At 49.1% G+C, this 22,605-nt stretch carries 18 protein-coding genes and 1 pseudogene; all 19 read right to left on the bottom strand.

Translation table 11 applies throughout. The features are described from left to right. Positions 1-179 (bottom strand): annotated as a pseudogene (locus tag H569_RS23765) (IS5/IS1182 family transposase); the annotation flags it as partial. A 272-nt stretch (positions 180-451) separates the two neighbouring features. Next, a complete protein-coding gene (locus H569_RS0118045) occupies positions 452-1,084 on the bottom strand; it encodes a cobalamin B12-binding domain-containing protein (protein ID WP_027366122.1) in 633 nt (210 codons plus the stop codon). A gap of 40 nt (positions 1,085-1,124) precedes the next feature. Beyond that, positions 1,125-2,576, bottom strand: a complete 1,452-nt coding sequence (locus tag H569_RS0118040; protein ID WP_027366121.1) for a trimethylamine methyltransferase family protein — start codon at positions 2,574-2,576, stop codon at positions 1,125-1,127. Positions 2,577-2,591: 15 nt separating this feature from the next. Further along, positions 2,592-4,052, bottom strand: a complete 1,461-nt coding sequence (locus H569_RS0118035; protein ID WP_027366120.1) for a trimethylamine methyltransferase family protein — start codon at positions 4,050-4,052, stop codon at positions 2,592-2,594. Between the two features lie 393 nt (positions 4,053-4,445). Then, the gene (locus H569_RS0118030) at positions 4,446-5,408 is read right to left on the bottom strand and encodes a 4Fe-4S binding protein (protein ID WP_027366119.1); all 963 of its coding nucleotides are present in this window, start codon (positions 5,406-5,408) and stop codon (positions 4,446-4,448) included. Between the two features lie 265 nt (positions 5,409-5,673). Then, positions 5,674-6,624 carry a glycine betaine ABC transporter substrate-binding protein gene (locus H569_RS0118025; protein WP_027366118.1) on the bottom strand — a complete coding sequence of 317 codons (951 nt, stop codon included), beginning with the start codon at positions 6,622-6,624 and terminating at the stop codon, positions 5,674-5,676. Positions 6,625-6,732: 108 nt separating this feature from the next. Next, entirely contained in the window at positions 6,733-7,374 is a 642-nt protein-coding gene (locus tag H569_RS0118020; protein ID WP_027366117.1) for an ABC transporter permease, read from the bottom strand. Further along, the gene (locus H569_RS0118015) at positions 7,375-8,496 is read right to left on the bottom strand and encodes an ABC transporter ATP-binding protein (RefSeq protein WP_027366116.1); all 1,122 of its coding nucleotides are present in this window, start codon (positions 8,494-8,496) and stop codon (positions 7,375-7,377) included. Between the two features lie 64 nt (positions 8,497-8,560). Further along, the gene (locus H569_RS0118010; protein WP_027366115.1) at positions 8,561-9,211 is read right to left on the bottom strand and encodes an ABC transporter permease; all 651 of its coding nucleotides are present in this window, start codon (positions 9,209-9,211) and stop codon (positions 8,561-8,563) included. Between the two features lie 511 nt (positions 9,212-9,722). Further along, complete coding sequence (locus H569_RS0117995) at positions 9,723-10,481, bottom strand: amino acid ABC transporter ATP-binding protein (RefSeq protein ID WP_027366114.1); 759 nt, start codon at positions 10,479-10,481, stop codon at positions 9,723-9,725. Positions 10,482-10,494: 13 nt separating this feature from the next. Next, a complete protein-coding gene (locus H569_RS0117990; RefSeq protein ID WP_034631291.1) occupies positions 10,495-11,145 on the bottom strand; it encodes an amino acid ABC transporter permease in 651 nt (216 codons plus the stop codon). Positions 11,146-11,216: 71 nt separating this feature from the next. Beyond that, the gene (locus tag H569_RS0117985; RefSeq protein ID WP_027366112.1) at positions 11,217-11,858 is read right to left on the bottom strand and encodes an amino acid ABC transporter permease; all 642 of its coding nucleotides are present in this window, start codon (positions 11,856-11,858) and stop codon (positions 11,217-11,219) included. Between the two features lie 107 nt (positions 11,859-11,965). Further along, positions 11,966-12,796, bottom strand: coding sequence for an amino acid ABC transporter substrate-binding protein (locus H569_RS0117980; protein WP_027366111.1), 831 nt, complete (start codon positions 12,794-12,796; stop codon positions 11,966-11,968). Between the two features lie 362 nt (positions 12,797-13,158). Beyond that, positions 13,159-14,703: a histidine ammonia-lyase gene (gene hutH, locus H569_RS0117975; RefSeq protein WP_027366110.1), complete on the bottom strand. Its 1,545-nt coding sequence runs from the start codon at positions 14,701-14,703 to the stop codon at positions 13,159-13,161. 185 nt (positions 14,704-14,888) lie between these two features. Further along, positions 14,889-15,689, bottom strand: coding sequence for a methyltetrahydrofolate cobalamin methyltransferase (locus H569_RS0117970; protein WP_027366109.1), 801 nt, complete (start codon positions 15,687-15,689; stop codon positions 14,889-14,891). A 397-nt stretch (positions 15,690-16,086) separates the two neighbouring features. Then, positions 16,087-17,982, bottom strand: a complete 1,896-nt coding sequence (locus H569_RS0117965; protein WP_238492599.1) for an aldehyde ferredoxin oxidoreductase family protein — start codon at positions 17,980-17,982, stop codon at positions 16,087-16,089. 141 nt (positions 17,983-18,123) lie between these two features. Further along, positions 18,124-20,151 carry a urocanate hydratase gene (locus H569_RS0117960; RefSeq protein WP_027366107.1) on the bottom strand — a complete coding sequence of 676 codons (2,028 nt, stop codon included), beginning with the start codon at positions 20,149-20,151 and terminating at the stop codon, positions 18,124-18,126. Positions 20,152-20,177: 26 nt separating this feature from the next. Beyond that, positions 20,178-21,845, bottom strand: a complete 1,668-nt coding sequence (locus tag H569_RS0117955) for a sigma-54 interaction domain-containing protein (RefSeq protein WP_238492598.1) — start codon at positions 21,843-21,845, stop codon at positions 20,178-20,180. A 127-nt stretch (positions 21,846-21,972) separates the two neighbouring features. Next, positions 21,973-22,602, bottom strand: a complete 630-nt coding sequence (locus H569_RS0117950; RefSeq protein ID WP_027366105.1) for a cyclodeaminase/cyclohydrolase family protein — start codon at positions 22,600-22,602, stop codon at positions 21,973-21,975. Between the last annotated feature and the right edge of the window lie 3 nt (positions 22,603-22,605).

Genomic DNA, 22,605 nt, shown 5'->3' with positions numbered 1-22,605 from the left:
CGTACAGGTTTGGCCACCTGGCCACGTCTGCCGGGAAAATGTTCTGCGTAGCGGTCTTCGATGGTATCCCAAGGGATAATTTTTGAAAGTTTCACCCAGCGATTGTCGGCCTTAAGTTTACCTTCAAATGGGAGTATGAATTCTTCGAGATAGTATTGCTTTTCCAATTTACGGAACATATTTTACCTCCAGGTGCAAGGTTTTTGCATTATTTGACGCATTTTCCATGCATATTAATTCGACAAATATGCTCCCAAATCCTTGAGATTATTGGATTTTTTTTCGTTCAGCAAGCCCTATTTAGACTATTTTAAATAATTTTATTTTAAATATTGAGTTACGTCTACATGATAATTATTGAAACCCGGCTGAAAAGGACAAGGGGACGCCTGTAAATATAAAAAAGAACGCTCCAAATAGAGAAGCGTTCTTATAAAATGAGGGGGTATTATTAATTAAGCAACTGCTTGCACATTTCTGTGGCTACCACTGCATCACCAGCATAGCCGTCGGCGCCGATTTCGTCCGCATATTCTTTGGAAACAGGGGCTCCACCGATAACAACCTTAACGGCACTGCGCAGGTTTTCTTTATCCAGAGCATTAATTACTTCCTTCATTACCGGCATGGTGGTGGTCAGCAGGGCTGACATCCCCACCACTTGCGGTTTATGGTCCTTAACGGCCTGGATGAATTTATCAACGGGAACATCTACCCCTAAATCGACCACGTTGAACCCGCTGCTTTCCATCATCATTATCACCAGGTTTTTGCCGATATCGTGCAAATCCCCTTTAACAGTTCCAATCACAACTGTACCCGCTGTAGGCATGTCTGTTCCAGCCATCAGGGGCTTCACCAGTTCCACGCCGCCCTTCATCGCTTGGGCTGCCATCATCATTTCCGGAACGAACATTTCGCCTTCCTTGAAGCGTATCCCAACTTCGTTTAGTCCCTGGATGAGGCCTTCATTGATAATGGCCAGCGGTTGTTCACCCGCATCCAGCATTTGCTGGGTAATTTGTTTTACCTGTTGCGTGTCTCCTTTGATTACAGCGTTGGCTAATTCCTGGTATTTACTCATGATTACACCCTCCTGTATAAAAATCTAGCTGATCCTTTATTTAAACGCAAAGCCTTTTTTCGGCATCACGCAGAATTCGTTCAATTTCCTGTTCCGCCTCGGCGGAAACCGGAACCGGCTGGTGCGTGGCCATAATCTGCCGGGCTTTTTCTCTGGCCCGCTGCCCCATACTCTTTGCGCCGGCTGCCGCCCAGGCATCGTAACTGTTGAAATCAGAAAGATCGGGCTGCCAGGTTTCCCGGAAATGACGGGCTGTATGTTCGTCTCCCAGGAAGTTTCCGCCGGGGCCGACCCGTTTTACCGCCTCCACAGCCATGTACTCGGGGCTGGTATCCACTCCCTGGAGCATGTTCCTGACCCGGGAGATTACTTCATTGGTCAAAACGAGCAGTTCCACCGATCCGGTGTACCCCGATTCAATGTAGAACACGTCATGCATTAAATTGCAGCCCTGCAGGGCACCCATCAGTGTAAACATGGTCGCCTCAATCACCGCCTGCTCATCACACATCTTGGAGCTGCTGCAGCCGGCATAGCCCCAAGAAGGCAGCGCATAGAAGCGCGCCAGGTCGCACAGTGAGCCCTGCAGCAGCAGCGCGTGCGGCACGGCGTAAATCGCCTGCATCGTGCGCATATCAAGGGGTGAATCACCGTAGCCGTAAAGGAACGGTGCCCCCGGGTTCTTCAGCTGGTGAATCACCAGGCCGCAAAGGGCCTCGGCGTTGGCCTGGGCCACTGTCCCGGCCACCGTGACCGGGGTGGACGCTCCGGCCAGGGCGCCGCAGGCAAAGTTGACCGGAATTTTATATTCCGCCGCGGCCAGTAATTTATCCACCGACTCAAAGGGCAGCTGCAGCGGAGAAGTTGGTTCGGTGTATAAGGCAAACAGCGGCTGGTGCATCAATTTTTCTTTCCCGCCCGCGACAGCCGCGGCCATGGCAAAAATATCGTCCACCGTGGACCTGTCCTCGGCAATAATCACCTGGGGCTTGACGCTGTTTTTAAGCATCAGGGCGTACTGCTCGCGGTAAATCATGCGTTTGTCCACATCGCTCAGCAAACCCATGGACATAACGAAATCAAGCTGGGGCAGGTTGTCAACCAGACGCACCGCAGCCGCTACGTCTTCCCTGTTCCAGGGACGCCTTTCCCCGCCGGCGGGGTCAATATACATCAAAGTATCCGAGCCGGTGCCGAAATAGGCATTGGAGTCTTCCAGAAACATGGCCGGGGCTCCCAGCCTGTTATAAATGGTCACCCTGGAGGGCGCCGTCCGAATGGCCCATTCCACCAAAGCGTCGGACAGGTAGGTCCGGCCGCCCGCATCGGTATAGGCCCCGGCCTTTTTGAGCAGTTCCGCTGCTTCGTCGTGGTGGACAATTACCCCCACCTCATTTAAAATACGGCAACTGGCGCTGTGAATTTCTTTAATTTGTTCTGCTGTCAGCGTCCTGAAGGCTATTCCCGCCCCTTTTTTACTTGCATACCTCATATTTGGACCGCCTCCTTAACCGGCGCACTCGGTCTCTCTGCGCTTGATGATTGCCTGCATTTCCTCTGCGGCACCGTTGGGCAAAGCCGCAGGTTGATGTTTTTCCAGGATGTCTTTTACTTTTTCCAGAGCCAGATCAATGGGCAGCTTTTTGTCCTTGGCTTCCCACTGTTCCCAGTGGTACCTGATAAAGTAACGGGGGTTCCAGATTTCTTGTCTGAAGTGTTTAAAGGTATGTTCGTGGCCCATGTAATTGCCGCCGGGGCCAACCTGGTCGATGCAGTCGACCGCCAGGTGTTCGGGCGATGTATTGGTCCCCCTGCCGGTGTAGCGGGCCATGTCGATAATATCGTCACAGATCACCAGGAATGGCAGGTAACCTGTTTTGCCGCCTTCCAGGTAACCGACATCATGCACCAGGTTGCACCCTTCCAGCTGGGTCATCAGGATGGACATGGCCGCTTCCACACCGGCCTGCACATCGGGCACCGGCGCGTTGACGCAACCGGCCTCGGTAAAGTTGGGCAGGCCGTAGAATTGGGCCAGCTGGGTCATAACTGCGTAATTCATTGATGTTTCCGGAGCTCCGTACAGAGTTGTGGTTGTCCTCATATCCATGGGGGTGGCCCCGCCGCCAATGACTATGGGGGAGCCTTTCTTGAACAGCTGGGCCATGACAACACCCGCCAGGGCCTCGGCGTTCATCAAGGTGATGCAGCCCGCCTTGGTGACAGGCGTGGTGGCACCGGCCAGCACGCCGGGCGTGTAGACCACGGGCACATCATACTCGAAGCACTTGAACATTTTGCCGACCCCGTCCAGGGTATGTACCAGCGGAGATATAGGCTCCGAATATAGTATGATATATGGATTCTTTCTGAGATTGTCCTCTCCGCCCACACAGGCCGCGGCCATTTCGATCAAAGCCTCGGTGTTTTCGGCATTGTGAGCGGTAAAAATAACCGGCTTGCCGGTATTGGCGGTCATCGCTTCAAACTGGTGTAAATCGCTGACCGCGGGGTTCGTATCCGAGGCAATGGCGTAACTCATAATGAAATCATAATTGGGCAAAAAGTCCATAACCTTGGCGGCTTCTACCACATCACGCTTGCTGGAGGTTCTTCTCTCCTTAGTCTCAATATCAATGGTAAAAGGAAGGTCTGAGCCGGTTCCATAATAGACCCTGTTTTTTTCCAGAGGCATAACCCGCTCCCCCAACCTGTTGGCGACGGCAACCCGCTTGGGCGCCAGGCGCAGGCACTCTTCCACCAGCCAGCCGGGTATCCGGGCCAAGTCGTCTTTAACCATGCATCCCGCATCTTTAAGCAATGCCAGTGCTTGTGGATGCTGTACCTTGATGCCGGTGCGTTCCAACACTTCCAACGAAGCATAATGGATCTGTTCCAACTGGGTTTCGGTTACCCATTTCAGCCGTGGCGTGACCTGTTCATCGTAATTAGACAGGAATTTTTCCATATCCCAAAACCTCCTTATAATTTTCCGCCGGGCGAACCTTTAAACGCCAAACGTTAATTTACATTTTTTAAGAGCGTCATAGAACCGTAGTCATAAAATATTTTTGCAAGTATTATGCCAACCAAACAATTAACAATAACCCATGCTTAATCAGTTTCATCTGCACGGGCATTTTTACACCACCCAATTATGTTTGACAAGGAACTGTCATTGCGAGCGCAATGTGTGTCCCCTTTCTTTGAATGGGGATTGCCATGTCGTTTCACTCCTCGCAATGACATATAGAAGTCGCCGGACGCAAAATTTATATGCACTATGGAAGCCTGTGAGTCATTGAAAATGGTGCAAAATTTTTTGGCATATTCCATCGCTGTGCACGACACCGGTCTCAAATTACTTTGTACCTGCAAGCTCTTCAAGCGTTATTGCTTTCGAGGGGCACGTATTGGCGCAGAGCCCGCACCCCCAGCAGAGTTCGTTGTTAAATGCAATATTAGAACCGTCAAAATAAAAAGCATTAAAGTGGCACCGCTTGACGCATAACCCGCAGGACCGGCACTTTTCAGCATCATATTTAGCCACGTACCGGGACTTGGGCCACTTGCCCTTGGTACCAAGTTTTATTGCCGCCCTGAAAGGATAACAGCAGCAAGCACAACAGTTGCAAACGACACCGGGCCCCTTTTCCCGCCAGTTGTGGGGACCACCGGTATGCATCAACCCTTCCTTGTCCAGCTTACGAACCAGATCCTTGGCTTCTTCCCTGGTAAGTTCCCTACCTATGGTTCTGTCATCAATTTTATCATCAAAGAAGATGCATATCTCTCTTGAATAATCACAGTTATCCGCCATCATTTTACAGTTGCAGGGAACAACTTTGATTTTGGTGGAGGCGTCAATCATTTCTTCCACTTCATTTAAAAGCAGCACCCATTCGTTGTGGCAATTGTCGTATTCAGGCTCGCTGTTAATGACCTTGCTGAAATATTCGTGCCGCTTGAGATATTCCTCAAAACACCATTCATCCAGCTTACTGCGTATTTTTTTGGGAATAACATAATAATTTCCGTATAAGCTGTGACTGTCCAAACGGTTATAAAAATCACCCGCGCTGTAAACGGCAACACCGTCTTCTACAGTTCTATTGATGATATGACGCCGGTAAGCCTGTTCAAGCAAAAACTTTACGTCCTCATCAGGCTCCTGCAGCAGTGTTGCAATTTCCTGCCCGGTCAATTTTTGTTCATTTAATAATACTACCAGCTGCATTTCCTTTTCCGAAGCAAAAAAATGTATATATGGCTGGACAAAATCGGGAGCCTGGATAATTTTCATAAAGTCATTTAACAACTGCATAGATTAACCTCCCCGGATTGAGTGCTGCTGGAGTTGACATCCGGCAAAATTACGGCCTTGATTCCCACCTGCGCACCTCGCCGGCGGGAAAACCAAGGCCTGAATTTTACAAATAACGTTATTATTCAGGTATTCAGAATTTAGTAGTCAGAATCCAGAATGTCCCGAGAAAATGTTTTCGCCGTTTCTCTCATTCCGACTCCTGACACCTGACTCCTGACTTCTGACTCCTGAGTAGTTACAAATATCAATAATTAATTATTTGTTACTTGATCAGTCCCTTTTCGGTGAGGAACTGCTTGGATACTTCGTCAACGCTCTTCTTGTCAACATCAACAGCCTTATTTAATTGCATGATCGTTTCGTTGTCCAGCAGCGAGCTGAGCTTTTTCATTTGCCCGGGGATGTCGGGATAGGCGTCAAGGATCTCTTTTCTAAATAGCGGTGCTGCGTTGTAAACCGGGAACGCATGCTTGTCATCTTCCAGCGCAACCAGGTTGTAAGCACCAATTCTGGCATCTGTGGTAAAGGCCAGTCCGGTATCAGCCTGTTTCGCTTTAAGAGCTTCATAGCCCATGTTCAGCGCCAGGTTTACCATATCTTGTTTAGGATATTTAAAATTGTAAACGGTTTCAAAGTGCTGCAGACCATCGGGCCGCTCAACCCATTCCTGAGCCGATGCAAACTTGAAGTGCGCGCCGCCGTTGATGGCTTTAACCAGGTCGGAAGTTGTCTTCAGGTTATACTTGTCGGCTATGTCTTTCCTGACCATAATGGCATAAGTATCGTTCATCGGTGTATAGTCCAACCAGATAATGCCGTTTTTTGCATCCCATTCTTTTACCAGCTTGTAACTTTCCTCCGAATCAAAGCTGGGGTCGTGTTTCATAACATTAATCAGTACAGTTCCGGTATATTCCCAGTAGCAATTGATTTGGCCGGATTCCAGAGCGGGCCTGATTACAGCCAATTCGCCCAGACCAACTTTGTTTTCCACGGGGTAGCCGAGGTAATCAAGGTACTGGTAAGTCATGGTGCCCAGTAACAGAGCCTCTGTGAAGGTTTTGGATCCTATAACAATAGTCGGCTTGTTTTCGCCGGATGACGCATTATCCTTGCCCTTGGAGCCTCCGCCACCGCCGCCGCAGCCTGCCAATACCACCATTGACAACGCGAGGACAGCCACCAGAGCTAATAAAACAGATCTTTTTCTCACTAAGTTCTTCCTCCCTTAATCATTAATTAATTTTTTAAATACCTCCAGATGCAGATACAATTTGTTCAATCACCTCTTTCCCAAGCAATTATTCAAAATCCTATATGATCAAGTCCCCAATCCAGGGGGAGTTATCCTATATTCCACATATGCCAGAAGCCTGTCCAGTGAAATAGCCAGTATCGCTCCCAGCCCGGCGCCGACAATTAAAAATTCAGGCCAGAACATGGCCAGTCCCGTCACAATCAAGTCGCCCAAGCCGCCGCCGCCGATATAAGCGGCCAGGGTGCCTACGCTGACCACATATACCGTAGCGGTTCTTACACCGGCCAATATGATTGGCATGGCCAGGGGCAGCTCAACCTCATATAAAATCTTTTTATGTGACATGCCCATACCAAGCGCAGCTTCTTTTACATCCGGGCTAACTCCGTACAGACCAGCTATGGTATTTCTGGCAATGGGCAAAAGCCCCTGAACGGTTAATGCAAAAATGGTTGGCTTTAAGCCCAAGCCCAGAAAGGGCATGGTCAACGCGATTATTGCCAGACCAGGTATCGTCTGCAATAAGTTTAAAATATTTAAGACAACAACGCCAAGGTTCTTGTATTTCGGCCTGGTTAACAAAACACCCAGCGGCACCGAAATGGCAATGGCAATACTGATGGTAACCAATACCATCACTATATGCACACCCAGGGCCTCAGGCGCTCTCTCCAAAAGGGCTTGCTTAACACGCATCCAGTCCATCTAATCGCCCTCTTTCTTACTGGCATGCTTTCTGATGTCCCCTAAAGAGATAACTCCAACCACCCGGTTGCCGCTAAGAACTCCAAGATATTCCGTATTAAATTCTAAAATAAGAGACAAGGCATCCCGCAATAAAACATCCCCCTCGACAAACGCTCTCTTTCTTTGGCCGGCAATCTTATTGAGCACATCGGGAGAGGCATCTTTACCCTGCTTTAAAAAGTCATCCCCGGTGATAAAGCCGGACGGCTCCCCGGCTGAATTAATTAAGAAACAGACAGCAGCTTGATAATCCTGCATCTTATTCCAGGCGTTGGGAAGTTCATTTGGCTCAATGGTACAGCCCACCGGCCTGGCAATATCTTCCACCCTGAACAAGCTCAGCATCTTAACAACTCTGTCATAGCCTATAAAATCAGCTACAAAATCATTTGCCGGCCGGGACAAAATATCCTGAGGGGTACCGTACTGCACAAGCCGGCCCCTATTAAAAATAGCAATTTTGTCTCCCATTTTAATCGCTTCATTGATATCGTGGGTTACGAAGACAATTGTTTTTTTAATCTCTCTTTGCAGGCGCAGGAATTCATCCTGTAAATGGTTTCTGGCAATGGGGTCAACAGCACCGAATGGCTCGTCCATCAACATGACGGGAGGGTCCGCCGCCATGGCGCGTGCCACGCCGATTCGCTGCATCTGGCCGCCGCTTAACTGGGAGGGAAACTTGCTCCTGGTTGTTTCCGGGTCGAGTCCGATAAGCACCAGCAGTTCATCCACCCGCCGGTTGATTTTATCTTTGGGCCAGCCGTGTAAACGCGGCACTATGGCAATGTTCTCCGCTACTGTTCTGTGCGGCAGCAGGCCGATTTGTTGAATCACATACCCGATGCCCATTCTGAGTTTATCCGGATCGCTATCCTTGATGTTTTTATTATCTATTAAAATTGTCCCTGAACTTGGTTCAATCATTCGATTGATCATACGCAAAGTGGTACTTTTTCCACAGCCGGACGGCCCAACAAAAACACAGATTTCTCCTTTTTCAATTTTCATGGTCAAACTATCAACCGCCGGAACAGATTGCCCCGTGTAGATTTTTGTTACTTCCTTTAGTTCAATCAACTTGTTTCCCCCTTACCGGCAAAAATCTTCCGCATTGCAAGTCACAGGAACGATAATATTCAAGTTAGCTTCTGCGTACTTTGAGGCCCTTGGGAACAATTTGTTTCTCTATGATCCCAAGCACTGTATCCAGGGCTATGGCTATTAAAGCGATCAGCAATGCTCCCGAAACAATCATTTCAATATTGAATCTGGTCAGGCCCTCTGCTATAAGCCGCCCTAAATTTCTCTCTCCAATGTATGTGGCGATTGCCGCAATGCCTGTAGTCATAACAACGGCAATTCTGAATCCGGCAAAAATTACCGGCGTGGCCAGCGGAAGCTGTATCTCCCATAAAATCCTCCACGAGTTCATACCCATGCCTCTGGCCGCCTCAATTACACTTTTATCGACAACCTTTACTCCCTGGTAAACATTTCGCCCCAGGGGCATCATTGAGTACAGCACCAGGGCCACCAGGGCAGACCGCCTGCCCAGTCCCAAAGCAGGGATGGTAACCATCACTGCAAACAGGGAGAGGCTGGGAATACAGAATATTGTGTTGGCAATATTTAAAACCATGCTCGCCAATTTTTCGTTTCTGGTAATTAATACACCAACCGGAACCCATAGCAGCAATGAAATAATTACCGCCGCCAAGACCAGGGAAAAGTGGTTTTCAGTGTATTCCATAATCATACTGAAATTCCTGATCATATATTCAATGTAATTCAAACACTCACCCGCTTTCAACCTTGTGTACCTGGTTAAATATTGTGTTTCTGCTGCACTTTCCAATTAAAATCATTACTTAATGGTTCGCATGCGCAATTACTGCCCATACCGGGCTCCGGCCCTGCTGTGCAGGTTTTAATTACTGTTCCTTCCGGCAAAAAGTTGTCCAGCCGCATAATTATCTTGCAATTGTCAAATAAAGTAACTGAGACGGGGTGTTTAAAAGTGCAAAAATATTATGCAAGCAACAATTATTTGCACCGGTACCAACCAGAAAAATTATCACGTTACTTGCAACCGGCGCTCCCAACTGAAACTTGAAGCTAAACGCTATCCCGGCTGCATTACAAATGAAGCAACGGATATAAACCGCGGAACAAATCAACGGTAACCAGCAGATATTCAAAATTATTTTAAAATTTTATTCGCAAAAACTGTACCAATGGCATAAATGAACAGATCTTTTTGTTCCAGATATGCGTTTAAACGGTCATTACGTTTAGCCCGGTGTTTATAACATCTTTTCCAAAAAAGTTTTGATCCTTGGATGCCGTGGTTTTTCAAAAAACTCTTTGGGGCTGGCATCCTCCAGAATCTCCCCGTTATCCATAAAAATTATTCTATCGGATATTTCCCGGGCAAACCCCATTTCATGAGTTACTATCAGCATGGTCATATGCTCTTCGGCAAGCTTTTTAATTACACCAAGCACTTCCCCTACCAACTCCGGGTCTAAAGCCGATGTCGGTTCATCAAAAAGCATTATATCCGGGTCCATAGCCAGGGCTCTGGCAATAGCCACTCTCTGTTTTTGTCCACCGGATAACTTGGAGGGATAGGTATCTTTTTTATCCAGCAAGCCAACCTTTGCCAATTGCCTCTCGGCGATTTTTACGGCATCGGTTTTGGCCATTTTATTTACGGTTATCGGAGCCTCTATTACATTTTCCAAGGCTGTCATATGGGGAAAAAGATTAAAACTTTGAAACACCATACCCATTTTCCGATAAGTATCCCTTACTTGTTGCTGGCTGGCAGACACCTTAACTCCCACATTTCCCGCCGCCTCCACCACCAGACCTTCTATCTCTAAAATTCCCCCGTCTATTTTTTCCAATTGATTCATGCAGCGGAGCAAAGTACTTTTTCCTGAACCGCTGGGGCCAATAACGGATACAATTTCCCCTTTATTTACTTCCAAAGATACCCCTTTCAAAACATGAAGGCTTCCGAAATATTTGTGAATATTGCTCATACGAATCATCGTCATTTGCTGCACCCCCCTATTCATAAATCGAATGCATCTTCTCTAATTTGCCAAACAGTTTGACAAGGACAGAAGAAATGATTAAGTACAGAACAAAAGCCACAATAAATGGAATAATATTGAAATCCCGGGTGAAAATCTGGGTGGCAATACGCAGTAAATCCGGCATACCAACAACAGCCAGAAGGGCGGTATCCTTCACCAAATTAACAGCCTCACTGCAGATGGGAGGTAAAACTCGCCTAACGGTTTGGGGAATGATGATCCTGCGCATAGTCTGGGGGTAAGTCATCCCCAGGGCTTTGGCGGCTTCATATTGACCTTTCTCTATGGATTCTATGCCTCCCCGAAAAATTTCGGTTAAATATGCCCCATAGTTTAAAACATAGGCAACAGTCGCCGCGACAAAAGGGGAAAACCTGATGCCGATTACAGGCAGGGCATAGTACATAAAGAACAATTGGAACAACAAGGGTGTACCCCGCCAAATCCACGTATATAAGAATAATATCGACTTAATAATTTTCGGGCCGGTTACCTTGCCGATAGCGGCCAAAAGACCTAAAGGCAAAGCAAAAATCAAAGTTGCCACGTAGATTTTTGCCGTTAACTTCAGGCCTGACAAAATAAACGGAAGTATTTTTAGAACATAATCCAGATGATCCATTGTTTTTCTTATCCCCTTATAATTGACTATCAATAAAGCTCAGTCGTGTTGAATCAAAGGGTACGGCACTCTTATTCATATATGGAATACTTCTTCTCCATTCTGGTAAACAACTGAACCAAAATGGAAGAAATCATTAAATATATGGCAAAGGCTACAAAAAAGGCAGTAATTTTAAAATCTGTAGTAACTACTTCCTTGGCAGAACGAAGCAGATCACCCATACCAATAGCCGCAACCAGAGCCGTATCTTTAAAGGTGAGAATGGCTTCACTGCAGGTAGCAGGCAGCACCCTTCTAATAGTTTGAGGTATAATGATGCGGCGCATAGTCTGCGGATAAGTCATTCCCAGAGCCTTGGCGGCTTCGTACTGCCCTTTGTCTATGGATTCAATCCCTGCCCGGATTATTTCTGTTTCATAAGCTCCCACATTTAATACAAAAGCAATGATCACAGAAGTTAAGGGGGATAATTTAATGCCAAAGTAAGGCAAACCGAAATAAATAAAGAACAATTGGAGCAACAATGGTGTACCCCGCCAAATCCAGGTGTATAAAAATAGAATTTTTTTAATTAATTGGGGACCGGCTACTTTACCGATAGCTGCCAGAATCGCCAGAGGAAAAATTAAAAACATCACCATAACATAAACCGTTAGCGATAGCTGCAGGCCTTTTAAAAGAACGGGTAATATTGTTAGAACGTAATCCATGGTTTTCCCATATCCCCTTATGCTTGTCTGTTGTTCTCCAAAATAAGGAATAGGAAGTATTTGCCACTACTTCCTATTCCTTATATTTTAATTACTTGTTATTTTTACTACTTAATGATATTTGTCCCAAACCATTTTTCACTGATTTTAGCTGCCGTACCGTCGGCTTTCATTTCATTGAGAACACGGTTCAGCTCAGCCAGGAAGGCTTTATCCTCCTTGCGCACACCAACGCCATACGGCTCTTTACCAAAGTCGCCTTCTTCCGCTGTCAAAACATAAAACTTATCAGCAGTTTTTTCTGAGGTAATCAAATAACGAGCGTTCATTTCATTGGTAACCACAGCATCAATACGACCGGCATCCAAATCCATCAAGGCTTGGGTAGGGCTTTCAAACTTCCTGATTTCTTTAATTTTTGAAGATATTGGGTCGTTCTGAACCGCAGGTTCCGCCGTACTGCCTAATTGAAGCCCGATAACTTTACCGGCTAAATCCGCCTTGGTCTTAATGGGAGAACCGGATTTTACCACAATAATATTCCTATCTTCCATATAACTGTCAGTAAAACCAATTTCCTTCTGTCTTTCAGGAGTAATACCCAGGGCATTCCAGATGAGATCAATATCACCATTTTTTAGATTCATCAGCACGCCATCCCATTGTACCGGCTTGAACACCGCTTTTACGCCTAACCGTTTAGCGGCTTCTTTGGCTAAGTCAATATCAACGCCAACAAGCTCACCGTTTTCATCACGAAATCCTGCAGGGGGATAATTATCGTCCAAACCTATGACAAATTCCCCTTTTTCCTTAATTTTATTCCATGAATCGTCGCCTGCTTGCTCCTTGGTACCGGCTTGTTTCCCGCCGCAACCGGCGATAAGTAAAGAAACTGCAAAAATAGCCACCAATAAAAGGATCTGGTTTTTTTTCACAGGCAGTTCTCCTTTCAAAAAAATTAAAATTATGCGTCTTTGAGGTATATACTTCAAAATGATCAGTGATCAATCTTGAAGCCTGCGCGCCATATGCTGCTTGTCCAATCACCTCTTTCCGAATCAATTATTAAAACCGTTTGTGTTCATCCCGGCCGGAGGGCACAATACTCAACAGGTGGCAAAAGACTTTTTACAGCCCACACGGACGGAGAGTATTTTAATAATTGGTTCGTAATTGTTTGTTATTTTTCCTGCACAGTTGCCAACACATTTGAGTTCTGCGCAGAACTTTTTGCACCAAATAGAAGCAACGGAGTTGAGCAAAACAGCCGGATATGTTTACCCACCGCCTGTGACGTCTATACCAAAAGCCCCACTTCCATTTCCACCTTCCGGTTAACCATACCGGTAAGCAGCAAATCGTGAACATTGTGGAGGTCCCGGTATAAAATCCGGTCCTCATCCCAGTGGGGCACTACTTCCCGCACCAGGCGCCGGGCCACCTGGGCCCCCTTGCCGATCGTGTGCCTGGCGAAATCCAAGGCCTGTGCAGCAGCCAGCATTTCCCCGGCTATAATCCAGGAAACATTGTCAATGACCGTTCCCACTTTCTTGGCGGCAATAGACCCCATGCTGACATGGTCTTCCTGGTTGCCCGAGGTGGGAATCGAATCCAAGCTGGCCGGGTGCCCCAGCACTTTGTTTTCCGAGGCCAGTGATGCGGCGGCATACTGCAGAATCATCATGCCTGAATTTAAGCCACCCCGCTCAGTTAAAAATGGAGGCAGCCCGCTTAATGCCGGGTTGACCAGCCTTTCGATCCGCCGCTCGGCGATGCTACCCAGCTCGGAAACCGCCATGGCCAAAAAATCCAATGCAAGGGCCAGCGGCTGCCCGTGAAAATTCCCACCGCTGATGACGTCCCCAGCGTCGGGGAAGATCAGCGGGTTGTCCGTGGCAGAATTAATTTCAGTTTCCAAAACCTTTTTAACATAATCAACAGCATCCAGCGATGCCCCGTGAACCTGGGGGATACACCTGAGGGTGTAGGCATCCTGCACCCTTTTGTGGTTTTTTCTAATCATTAATTCGCTGCCGTCCAGTAACCGTCGCATCGCCATGGCACAGCGTTTCTGGCCGCTATGCGGGCGCGCATCGTGGATTCTCGGGTCAAAGGCATTGGGCAATCCCTCCAGTGCTTCAAAAGTCATGGCAGCGGAAATAGCCGATGCCTTGACCAGTTCCAGCGCATCATACGCAGCAAGGCAGCCCAGCGCGCTCATATACTGCGTGCCGTTAATTAAGGCCAGGCCTTCTTTGGCCGAAAGGGTAACCGGGTGCAGCTTAACCTGTTTAAATACTTCCGCTGACGGCAACACCCGGCCATGGAACTCCACTTCACCCAGGCCGATCATGGCCAGGGCGATGTGGGCCAGGGGGACCAGGTCGCCGCTGGCACCAACGGAACCCTTGCACGGGACCACCGGGTGAATATTGTTGTTAAGCAGATCCAAAAGCAATTGCACCACTTCCAGCCGAACACCGGAGAAACCCTTGGTCAGTGAGTTTGCCCGCAGCAGCATCATCGCCCTAACCGCTTCCCGCGGCAGCGGTTCCCCAACCCCGCACGCGTGGCTCATAATGATATTTTTTTGCAACGTATTTCTGTCTTCTGCAGACACGGTAACATCGCTAAATTTGCCGAAGCCTGTGTTTACACCGTAAACCACCTGGTCGCCCGCCAGTATTTTTTCAACAGCCCCTCTTGATTTCAGCAGTTTCGCTTTACCGGACACATGCAGTTTCACCGGCGTACTGCCTCTGGCAACGGAAATAACTTGTTCCAGGGAGAGGCTTTCACCATCAATTGAGATATAATCAACAGCGCTTTTGGTCTCTATCATTTCTGTCATCCTCCAATTATAAAAATAAAAAAGGAGCAGAGCACGATTAAACTCGCCCTCTACTCCCTCTCATCTCAATTTCTTTGAGTAGAAAACCGGCACAACACCGAGAAAATTCAGTTGTATGTCAATTTAATTATAAGCTATGCGGAGATCCAAAACAAGTTCTATATTTACAAATCAAATCATTCGGTGAACAAACCGGCACGGTGCGCTTTAAGGTACTGCATGCAATAAGGGTCCTTGCCCAACAGCGCCTGGGAGGCGTAATAAAAGCCCATCATGGTTTTATCCAGGGGGTCAAGGATGTATGAATCCATACCTGCCGTCATAGTCTGGACCATGAATAACCGGTTCAGCACCTTTCTATTGGGCAGACCAAAGCTGATGTTACTGAGCCCGCAGATAATATGCACGGAAGGGTAATCAGCTTTAATAAAGCGCAGCGTATCCAAAACCTCAAGGCCGGCCCCGTCACTGACTCCCACCGGCTTAACCAGAGGGTCCAGGTAAATGTCGTCCTGGGGGACACCCGCAGCGGTAAGATCTTTAACCAGCTTTTTAATTATGACAATACGCTGTGCCGCTGTTTCGGGCATACCGCTGTCATCCATGCATAAAGCCACAACCTTGGCTTTATATTCAAGCACCAGCGGCAGCACGCTTTCATAGCGCTCTTTTTCAGCAGTAATGGAATTTACCATCGGCTGCCCCTTACCGGCCAGTTCCAATCCCGCCTTCAAAGCTTTCGGGCTGGGGCTGTCTATACACAAAGGCGCATCTACAGCCTCTTTGATCGTATTTACCAGCCAGGCCATTGTTTCCACTTCTTCATGAACCAGCGTTCCGCAGTTGACGTCCACGTAACCGGCACCTGCCTCAACCTGACGCCTGGCGATATCCTTGATATAATCCGCGTCCTTATTAGCTACTGCCTCCTTAATCAGTTTGCGGCTGGTATTGATGAGTTCTCCTACAATGAGCATTAGTCCAACCCCTCCTATATAGCTTAACTGTGAATGAACTTTATTTAAAGCAGATGTAATGCAAGAACTATACCATCCTTTGAACTCTTCATTACCTTACTTAGGTCTTTGTGAACGTAACTCTTTTGTCATTGCGAGCGTAGCGAAGCAATCTCGGGATTGCCGCGTCGTTTCACTCCTCGCAATAACATAGGCGGAACGATATAGCTTTAACATAGTCTCCAATAAAACTATTCTACATATAACAACATTTACCTGACCAAGGTAGATACCAGGGTTTTTAGATAGCAGCAATGTGTTATTGCATCTTCACAAGAGTTAAATACATACTTAATCAATGCACCAGCGACTTGGCAGTAATGCAAATAATTATTGCATGCATACCAATTTGGCTGCATTATTCCCATAACCGGTCCAGGGGCGTATCACCCGTAAGGCCTGCCAGATTCAGTTGATTTACTTTATCTTTACCTACCACCCCGTCCTCCTGCCAGCCCATTAAGGCATAGAACTCTTTCAGCATCGGGGTCAGGTTCACCACAGATCCCCGGCATGGTCCTTCTTTAATTGGTTCAGTTAAAAATTTAGCAGGCAAGGTATCATCTTTAGCGGTAGCGCCATATCTAAAATTAAATAGCCGCTCGGCATTGACAATTCTCTCTCCGGTTTTCAGCAAATCTTCACCGGTAACGGCGCTGCCGGTAAACGCTGTCACCAGTTTCGCCGCTTCCTGCAGGTCAAAGTCCATTATCATGCCGAATTCGGGAATCTTGCATATTCCGAGAGAATCGACAACCGCGTTGGCCAGCATACACTGCCGCACCATGGGAGGTTTTCCCTCCTCAGCAAGCCTGTCGGCGGCTTTTTCGGTGCCGTAGGCCTTTAATGCCTGCTCACGGGTGTACGCATATTCGGGCTTGGCGTAAACATAGCCGAAATCAGCGCCCCTGTTGGATACGGCATACCCCAGCCCGCTGCCTTTAAAACCCCTGGGGTCCATAATGGTCATGCTTAATCCTTTTACGGTATGGGTATATTTTTCTGATCCCCTGCCGATAATCCCGGCGGCTTGTTTCATCCCCCGGGCCAGGGCATCGCCGAGCCACGTGCTCCGATCGGCAATTTGGCGCAGCAGTTCCTCCATGGATTCGGCATTGCCCCAGGTAAGCTCCAGGCCGCCGGTATCTCCCACCGTAAGTATGCCCCGTTCGTAAAGATCAATGGCAAAGGCGACTGCATTCCCGGCTCCGATGCTGTCCAGGCCGTACTCGTCGCATAAGTTGCACAGGTAAATGCTTTCCAGCCCGTCTGCGTTGCCGCACTTGGGCCCCCAGGTGGAAAGCGGCTCGTATTCCCCCCGGTCGCCTTCAAAGCCTTTGTGTCGTCCCCGGTCGATTTTTACGGTGGCCTTACAGCGAACGGGACAGTTATAACAACCCCGGTATTTAACGATCATGTCTTTAAAACTGGCCCCTGTGGCGGTTTCAATGCCGTCAAAGGTCACCTGGGAGTAGTTTTTTGCGCCGCACGCACCAAGTTGGTGAGTCCAGATAACGCTGTCCGTGGAACCGAGAGTTGTCCATTCCTCCCAGTCCGGCAGGGTCTTTAATTTGGCCAGGTAATTCTTAACGGCCCGGACTGCCTCAGCCGGAACTTTTTCGGCCGCGGCAGCAGCAGTTTTTTTAACCACGATGCCTTTCAGGTTTTTGGAGCCCATTACCGCCCCCAACCCCGTTCTGCCGCAGGCATGCCCAGGCCCCACCATGATTGAGGCCAGGCTGACCAGTTTTTCGCCGGCGGGTCCGATCAGCGCCGCTCTGGCGTTTTTTTCCCCGGCCAGCTCCAATAGTTTTTCCGCGGCTTCCTGTCTTGGCAGGCCCCAGGCCGGGGAAGCATCCTCAATGGTTATTTGGTCGCCTGTGATTTTGATAAAAGCAGGTGCCTCGGACCTGCCGGTAATAACCAGGGCCAAAATTCCGCACAATTTTAATTCGGAACCAAACATTCCCCCGGAATTGGATGTGCCGATGAGGCCGGTGAGGGGTGACCGGGAGCTGACATGCACCCGGCCGGTGGTGATCATCCTTGACCCGGTCAGGAGTCCTGAGGCCACAACCAGTATATTTTCCGGGTCCAGCGGCCCGGTTGCCGCGCCCAGGTGTTTTAACAAAATGTAATCACCAAGGCCCCTGCCGCCCAGGTAGTTTTTGATCACATGCCCGGGACAAGGTTTTCTGGTTATCTCCCGGGTTGACAGGTTAATCATAACTAAATCCGAACCACTATTTATCACCGGCACCACGTCCCTTTCCACGCACAGTATGGGTTTATTTGTTACTATTCAGGTATTCAGAATTCAGTAGCCATAATTCAGAATACTTCGAGACGATAAACCGTTCTCTCATTCTGACTCCTGACTCCTGAGCAGTTTCTGTTATTTATTAAAGGTCTTATTGACAAGTTCATTGATTAATTGATCGTCGGCCAGGTAAGGCAGGGTGATGTGCCCGGCGCCCTGATAATTTCTGTTAAACTCGATTCCGGTGGCTATGGAATTTTCATTCCTGGCCCAGGAGCGCCTGGCCACGCCGCCCATAACATCCCAGAGCATAGCCGACTTGATGATGTCATCCACTCGCCGGCTGCCGTCCAGCACCAGCCCAAAGCCGCCGTTGATGGCCTTGCCGATACCCACCCCGCCGCCGTTATGCAGCGCCACCAGGCTCATACCCCTGGCCGCGTTGCCGGCATAGCACTGCACTGCCATATCCGCCATAACATTGCTGCCGTCCTTGATGTTGGCTGTTTCCCTGAAGGGCGAATCGGTCCCGCCCGTGTCGTGGTGGTCCCTGCCCAGCATAACCGGGCCGATTTCGCCGTTTCTGACCATTTCGTTAAACTTAAGGGCAATTTTCACCCTGCCTTCGGCGTCCTGGTACAGAATTCTGGCCTGTGACCCCACCACCAGCCGGTTGGCTTCCGCGTCCCTGATCCAGATGTAGTTGTCCCGGTCCTGCCCTCTTCTGCCGGGGTCGATGCAGGACATGGCGGCCCGGTCGGTTTTCACCAGGTCTTCGTGCCTGCCGCTGAGGCAGACCCAGCGGAACGGCCCGTAACCGTAATCAAATAATTCGGGGCCCATGATATCTTCAACGTAGGAGGGCCAGATAAAACCATCCTTTTCGTCAACGCCGTTCTTGGCTATTTCTTTAACCCCGGCGTCATATACCGCTTTCATGAAAGCGTTGCCGTAATCAAAGAAATAAGTACCCCGCTCCACCAGGGTTTTGATCAACTCATACTGCCGGCGCAGGCTTTGATCCACCAGCCGGCGGAATTTTTCCTGATCAGTGGCCAGCAGCCTGGTCCTTTCCTCAAAAGTTATCCCCTGGGGACAATAGCCGCCGCCGTATGCTACGTGGCAGGAGGTTTGGTCGGAGAGAAGCTCCACGTTAATATTGTTCCGCACCACATATTCCAGCAGGTCCACAATATTGCCGTGATAGGCGATGGAGAGCGGCTCCCGCCTGGCCATACAGGCATGGGCGGTCTTGAAAATTTCGTCCAGGTTGCCGGACACCATGCTGACCCAGCCCTGGTCATACCTGGTTTTGATGCGGGAAGCATCAACTTCGGCAATAATGCCTACACCGCGGGCAATCTCCACCGCTTTGCCCTGAGCCCCGCTCATTCCGCCCAGGCCGGAAGATACGAACAAGTGGCCGCTTAAATCCCCGTCGTGGGGCACTCCCAATTTTTTACGCCCGGCGTTTAAGATGGTGTTATAGGTTCCGTGCACGATGCCCTGGGGGCCGATGTACATCCACCCGCCGGCCGTCATCTGGCCGTAATTGGCAACGCCCATCTGCTCGGCAATCTCCCAGTCGTCCTGGTTGTCAAACATACCCACCATCAGGGCGTTGGTAATGATTACCCTGGGGGCTTCCGGCTTGGACGGGAAAAGGCCTACCGGGTGACCGGATTGCACCACCAGGGTCTGGTGGCCGGTCATAATTTCCAGATATTTTTTAATCAACCTGTACTGCAGCCAGTTTTGGCAAACGCTGCCGGTCTCCCCGTACGTCACCAGCTCGTAAGGGTAAAGGGCCACTTCGAAATCCAGGTTATTGTCGATCATAACCTGAAAGGCTTTCCCCTCGATGCAGTTCCCCTGGTATTCATCTATCGGCCGGGCATAGATGCGGCCTTCCGGGCGAAAACGATAGGCGTAGATCCTGCCCCTGGTCATCAGCTCATTAAGAAATTCCGGCGCCAGCTGCTCATGAAGTTCTTCCGGCACGTAGCGCAAGGCGTTTTTCAAGGCTATTTTGGTCTGTTCGGGCGTCAGGCGGAAACCCCTGTCAGGGGCTCTCCTGATGCCTTCAACGAATTGGGGCATTTCGGGGAGAACGTTGTCCAGCTTGACCGTCATGGCCCCCGCTATCTCCTTGTTGTTCAGCATTTTTATCTCTCCCATCGTTTAATTATTTATTTGGCGTTAGTCCGGATGCCCAGGCGGCGCATCCGGTACTGCAAATTCTGGCGCAATATGCCCAGCTCTTGAGCCGAGCGGGTAATGTTGCCGTTATTACTTGCCAGTACGTTTTCAATAACCTGCCGCTCCGTTTCCTCCAGTATTTTATGCAAAGTGTTTTGGGACGAGCCCGGGTTCAAAACCGGAAGTTTCTTTCTCTGCACAAACTTGGGACGCACGTAAACAGGCAAATGGTCAAAGGATACCACTTTTTCACCGGGATCCAGCATGGCCAGGCAGCTTTCGATAACATGTTCCAGCTCGCGCACGTTTCCGGGCCACTGGTAGCGCAAAAAAGCGTCTTTCAGCGCTTGATCCAACTCAACCTGGCCCTGGCCGTAAACGCTGCCATACCTGTGCATAAAGTGGGAAATTAATCTTTCAATATCTGCAGGCCTTTCCCGCAGGGGGGGCAAAAAAACAGCAAAAACGGCAAAGCGGTAATACAGGTCTTCCCTTAAAGTTCCTTTCCTGACGCACTCCAAGGGGTCCAGGTTGGTGGAAGTAAAGATACGGCAGTTTACCGGAAGTTCTTTACTGTCACCCAGCCTGCGGTAGGTTCTTTCCTGTAATACCCTGAGCAATTTCGCCTGCAGTTGGGGGCTCATTGAATTAATCTCATCAAGAAACAGGGTGCCTGCCCCCGCCTGCTCAAATAACCCGGTACTATTTATGGCCCCGGTGAAGGCTCCTTTGACGGTGCCAAACAGTATGCTTTCCAGCAGCGTGTCAGGTATGGCCGCGCAGTTGATGCCCACAAAGGGCTCGAACTGCCTGGCGCTGGCATTGTGGATGCTCTGGACAAGCACCTCCTTGCCGGTCCCGGTTTCCCCGTAAACCAATACGGCACAATCGGTTTTGGCCGCCTTTTCGGCCTGGCGAACTATACTGTACATAGTCTGGCTGGCATAGATAAGATTGCTGAAAGTATAGCGTGTTCCATTATTGTAAACGTTATCCCGGTTCTTCGACTGCATTTGTTTCTGCAATAAAATATTCCGGCTCAACAGGTCCTTTATTCTGGTGACATCGCGGCAGATGGAAAAAGCTCCAATCACCTTACCCTGTTCAAACACCGGGTAAGTGCTGGCCATCAGGTTGACCTCGCGCCCTGCAGCGGTAAAAAACATCTTTGGCAGTTCCTTAACCGGTTCTCCGGTTTGCACAACAGCCATATGCTCGCTCGTCTCCGGTGTAACCCGGTAAACCTCGGTCAGGTGCTTGCCTGTCACCTCGCTGCCCTTTAACCCTTCCATCTCCTCCAGCGCTTCATTATAGTAGATTATTTCACCTTGCGGGTCGGTAATAATTATCCCTTCAGGAACCTCGTCCAGTGTGCTTTTCAAAAGGGTCAGCCATTTTTGGCAATCCATTTCTTTTTTTGTCAGTTTGACTATGCTGGCAGGCTGCCCGTCAAATTCGCCTTGTTCATAATTGATCGACACGGGACAGTCCTCATTGTCAACTACAGTCCTGGCCTTGTTACGCACAGCCTGCTGGAGAAGTTCAACCCGTATGGTATCTAAAACACCCGGACTGGCATATATCACTTTATGCTCTTGATTAAAAACAACTATGCTTGTTTCAGCTAGTCTGCCGGCATTGGGAAGTCCGTCCTGCACACTGATTACCCCCCGGTTTCTCAAGGATCAATCGAGTTTTACAGTAGTGACTTCGACTCAATAAGACAAATATCCTATCACCGGTTAAATAGATGCAAAAATTGTTTGCATTAATATAAAAATACCACTACCACTCAACCATGCAAGCTAATTTCTTTTGCATCAGGGCCTGGATACCGGCATAAAGGCGGCCGGCCTCGGACATGATTCTGTCCCTCTCCGCCATTGACTGCTGGGTAAAGACAGGGTCTTTAATCCCTTCAAGGTTAATCGCTACATTAAACATGGCGCCGGTTATGCCGCTGTAGGCCATAAGTGAGGCCACCCCGGCGTCGCTCAGCGCGTTGGGATTGCCCAGGGTTACAACCTCCAGGCACAAAGCCAAAACCTGCAGGCATTCTCCGGCCACCAGCAGCGGGTGGCTGGCTGCACCCTTTAATGCCTCTTGAATTGCCGCAGACCTCTGTTCTTTTTCCACCTCTGTTTGTTTGGGCAGCCGGTAGGCCTGCATTACCAGGTTGAAAGCTGCGGCGTCATCGTCAACATGCCGGCTTAGTCTTTCCATGAGGCCGCCGGCTTGCTCAAGAATCCTCCGCATGTTTTCGTTACCGGCTTCGGCCCCGGTCAGCCGCGCCACCATGGAAACCAGCGCCGCAGCCAGAGAGCCGGCCAGGGCAGAAACACTTCCGCCACCGGGGGCGGGGGATTTTGAGGCAAGTTCATCCAAAAAGCCTTTCACCGTCATCTCCATTAACATTTG

The organism is Desulfotruncus alcoholivorax DSM 16058 (assembly GCF_000430885.1).
Classification (GTDB): Bacteria; Bacillota; Desulfotomaculia; order Desulfotomaculales; family Desulfallaceae; genus Desulfotruncus; species Desulfotruncus alcoholivorax.
The sequence above is the reverse complement of the archived record's forward strand: the minus strand, read 5'-3'. Positions and strand labels throughout refer to the sequence as shown.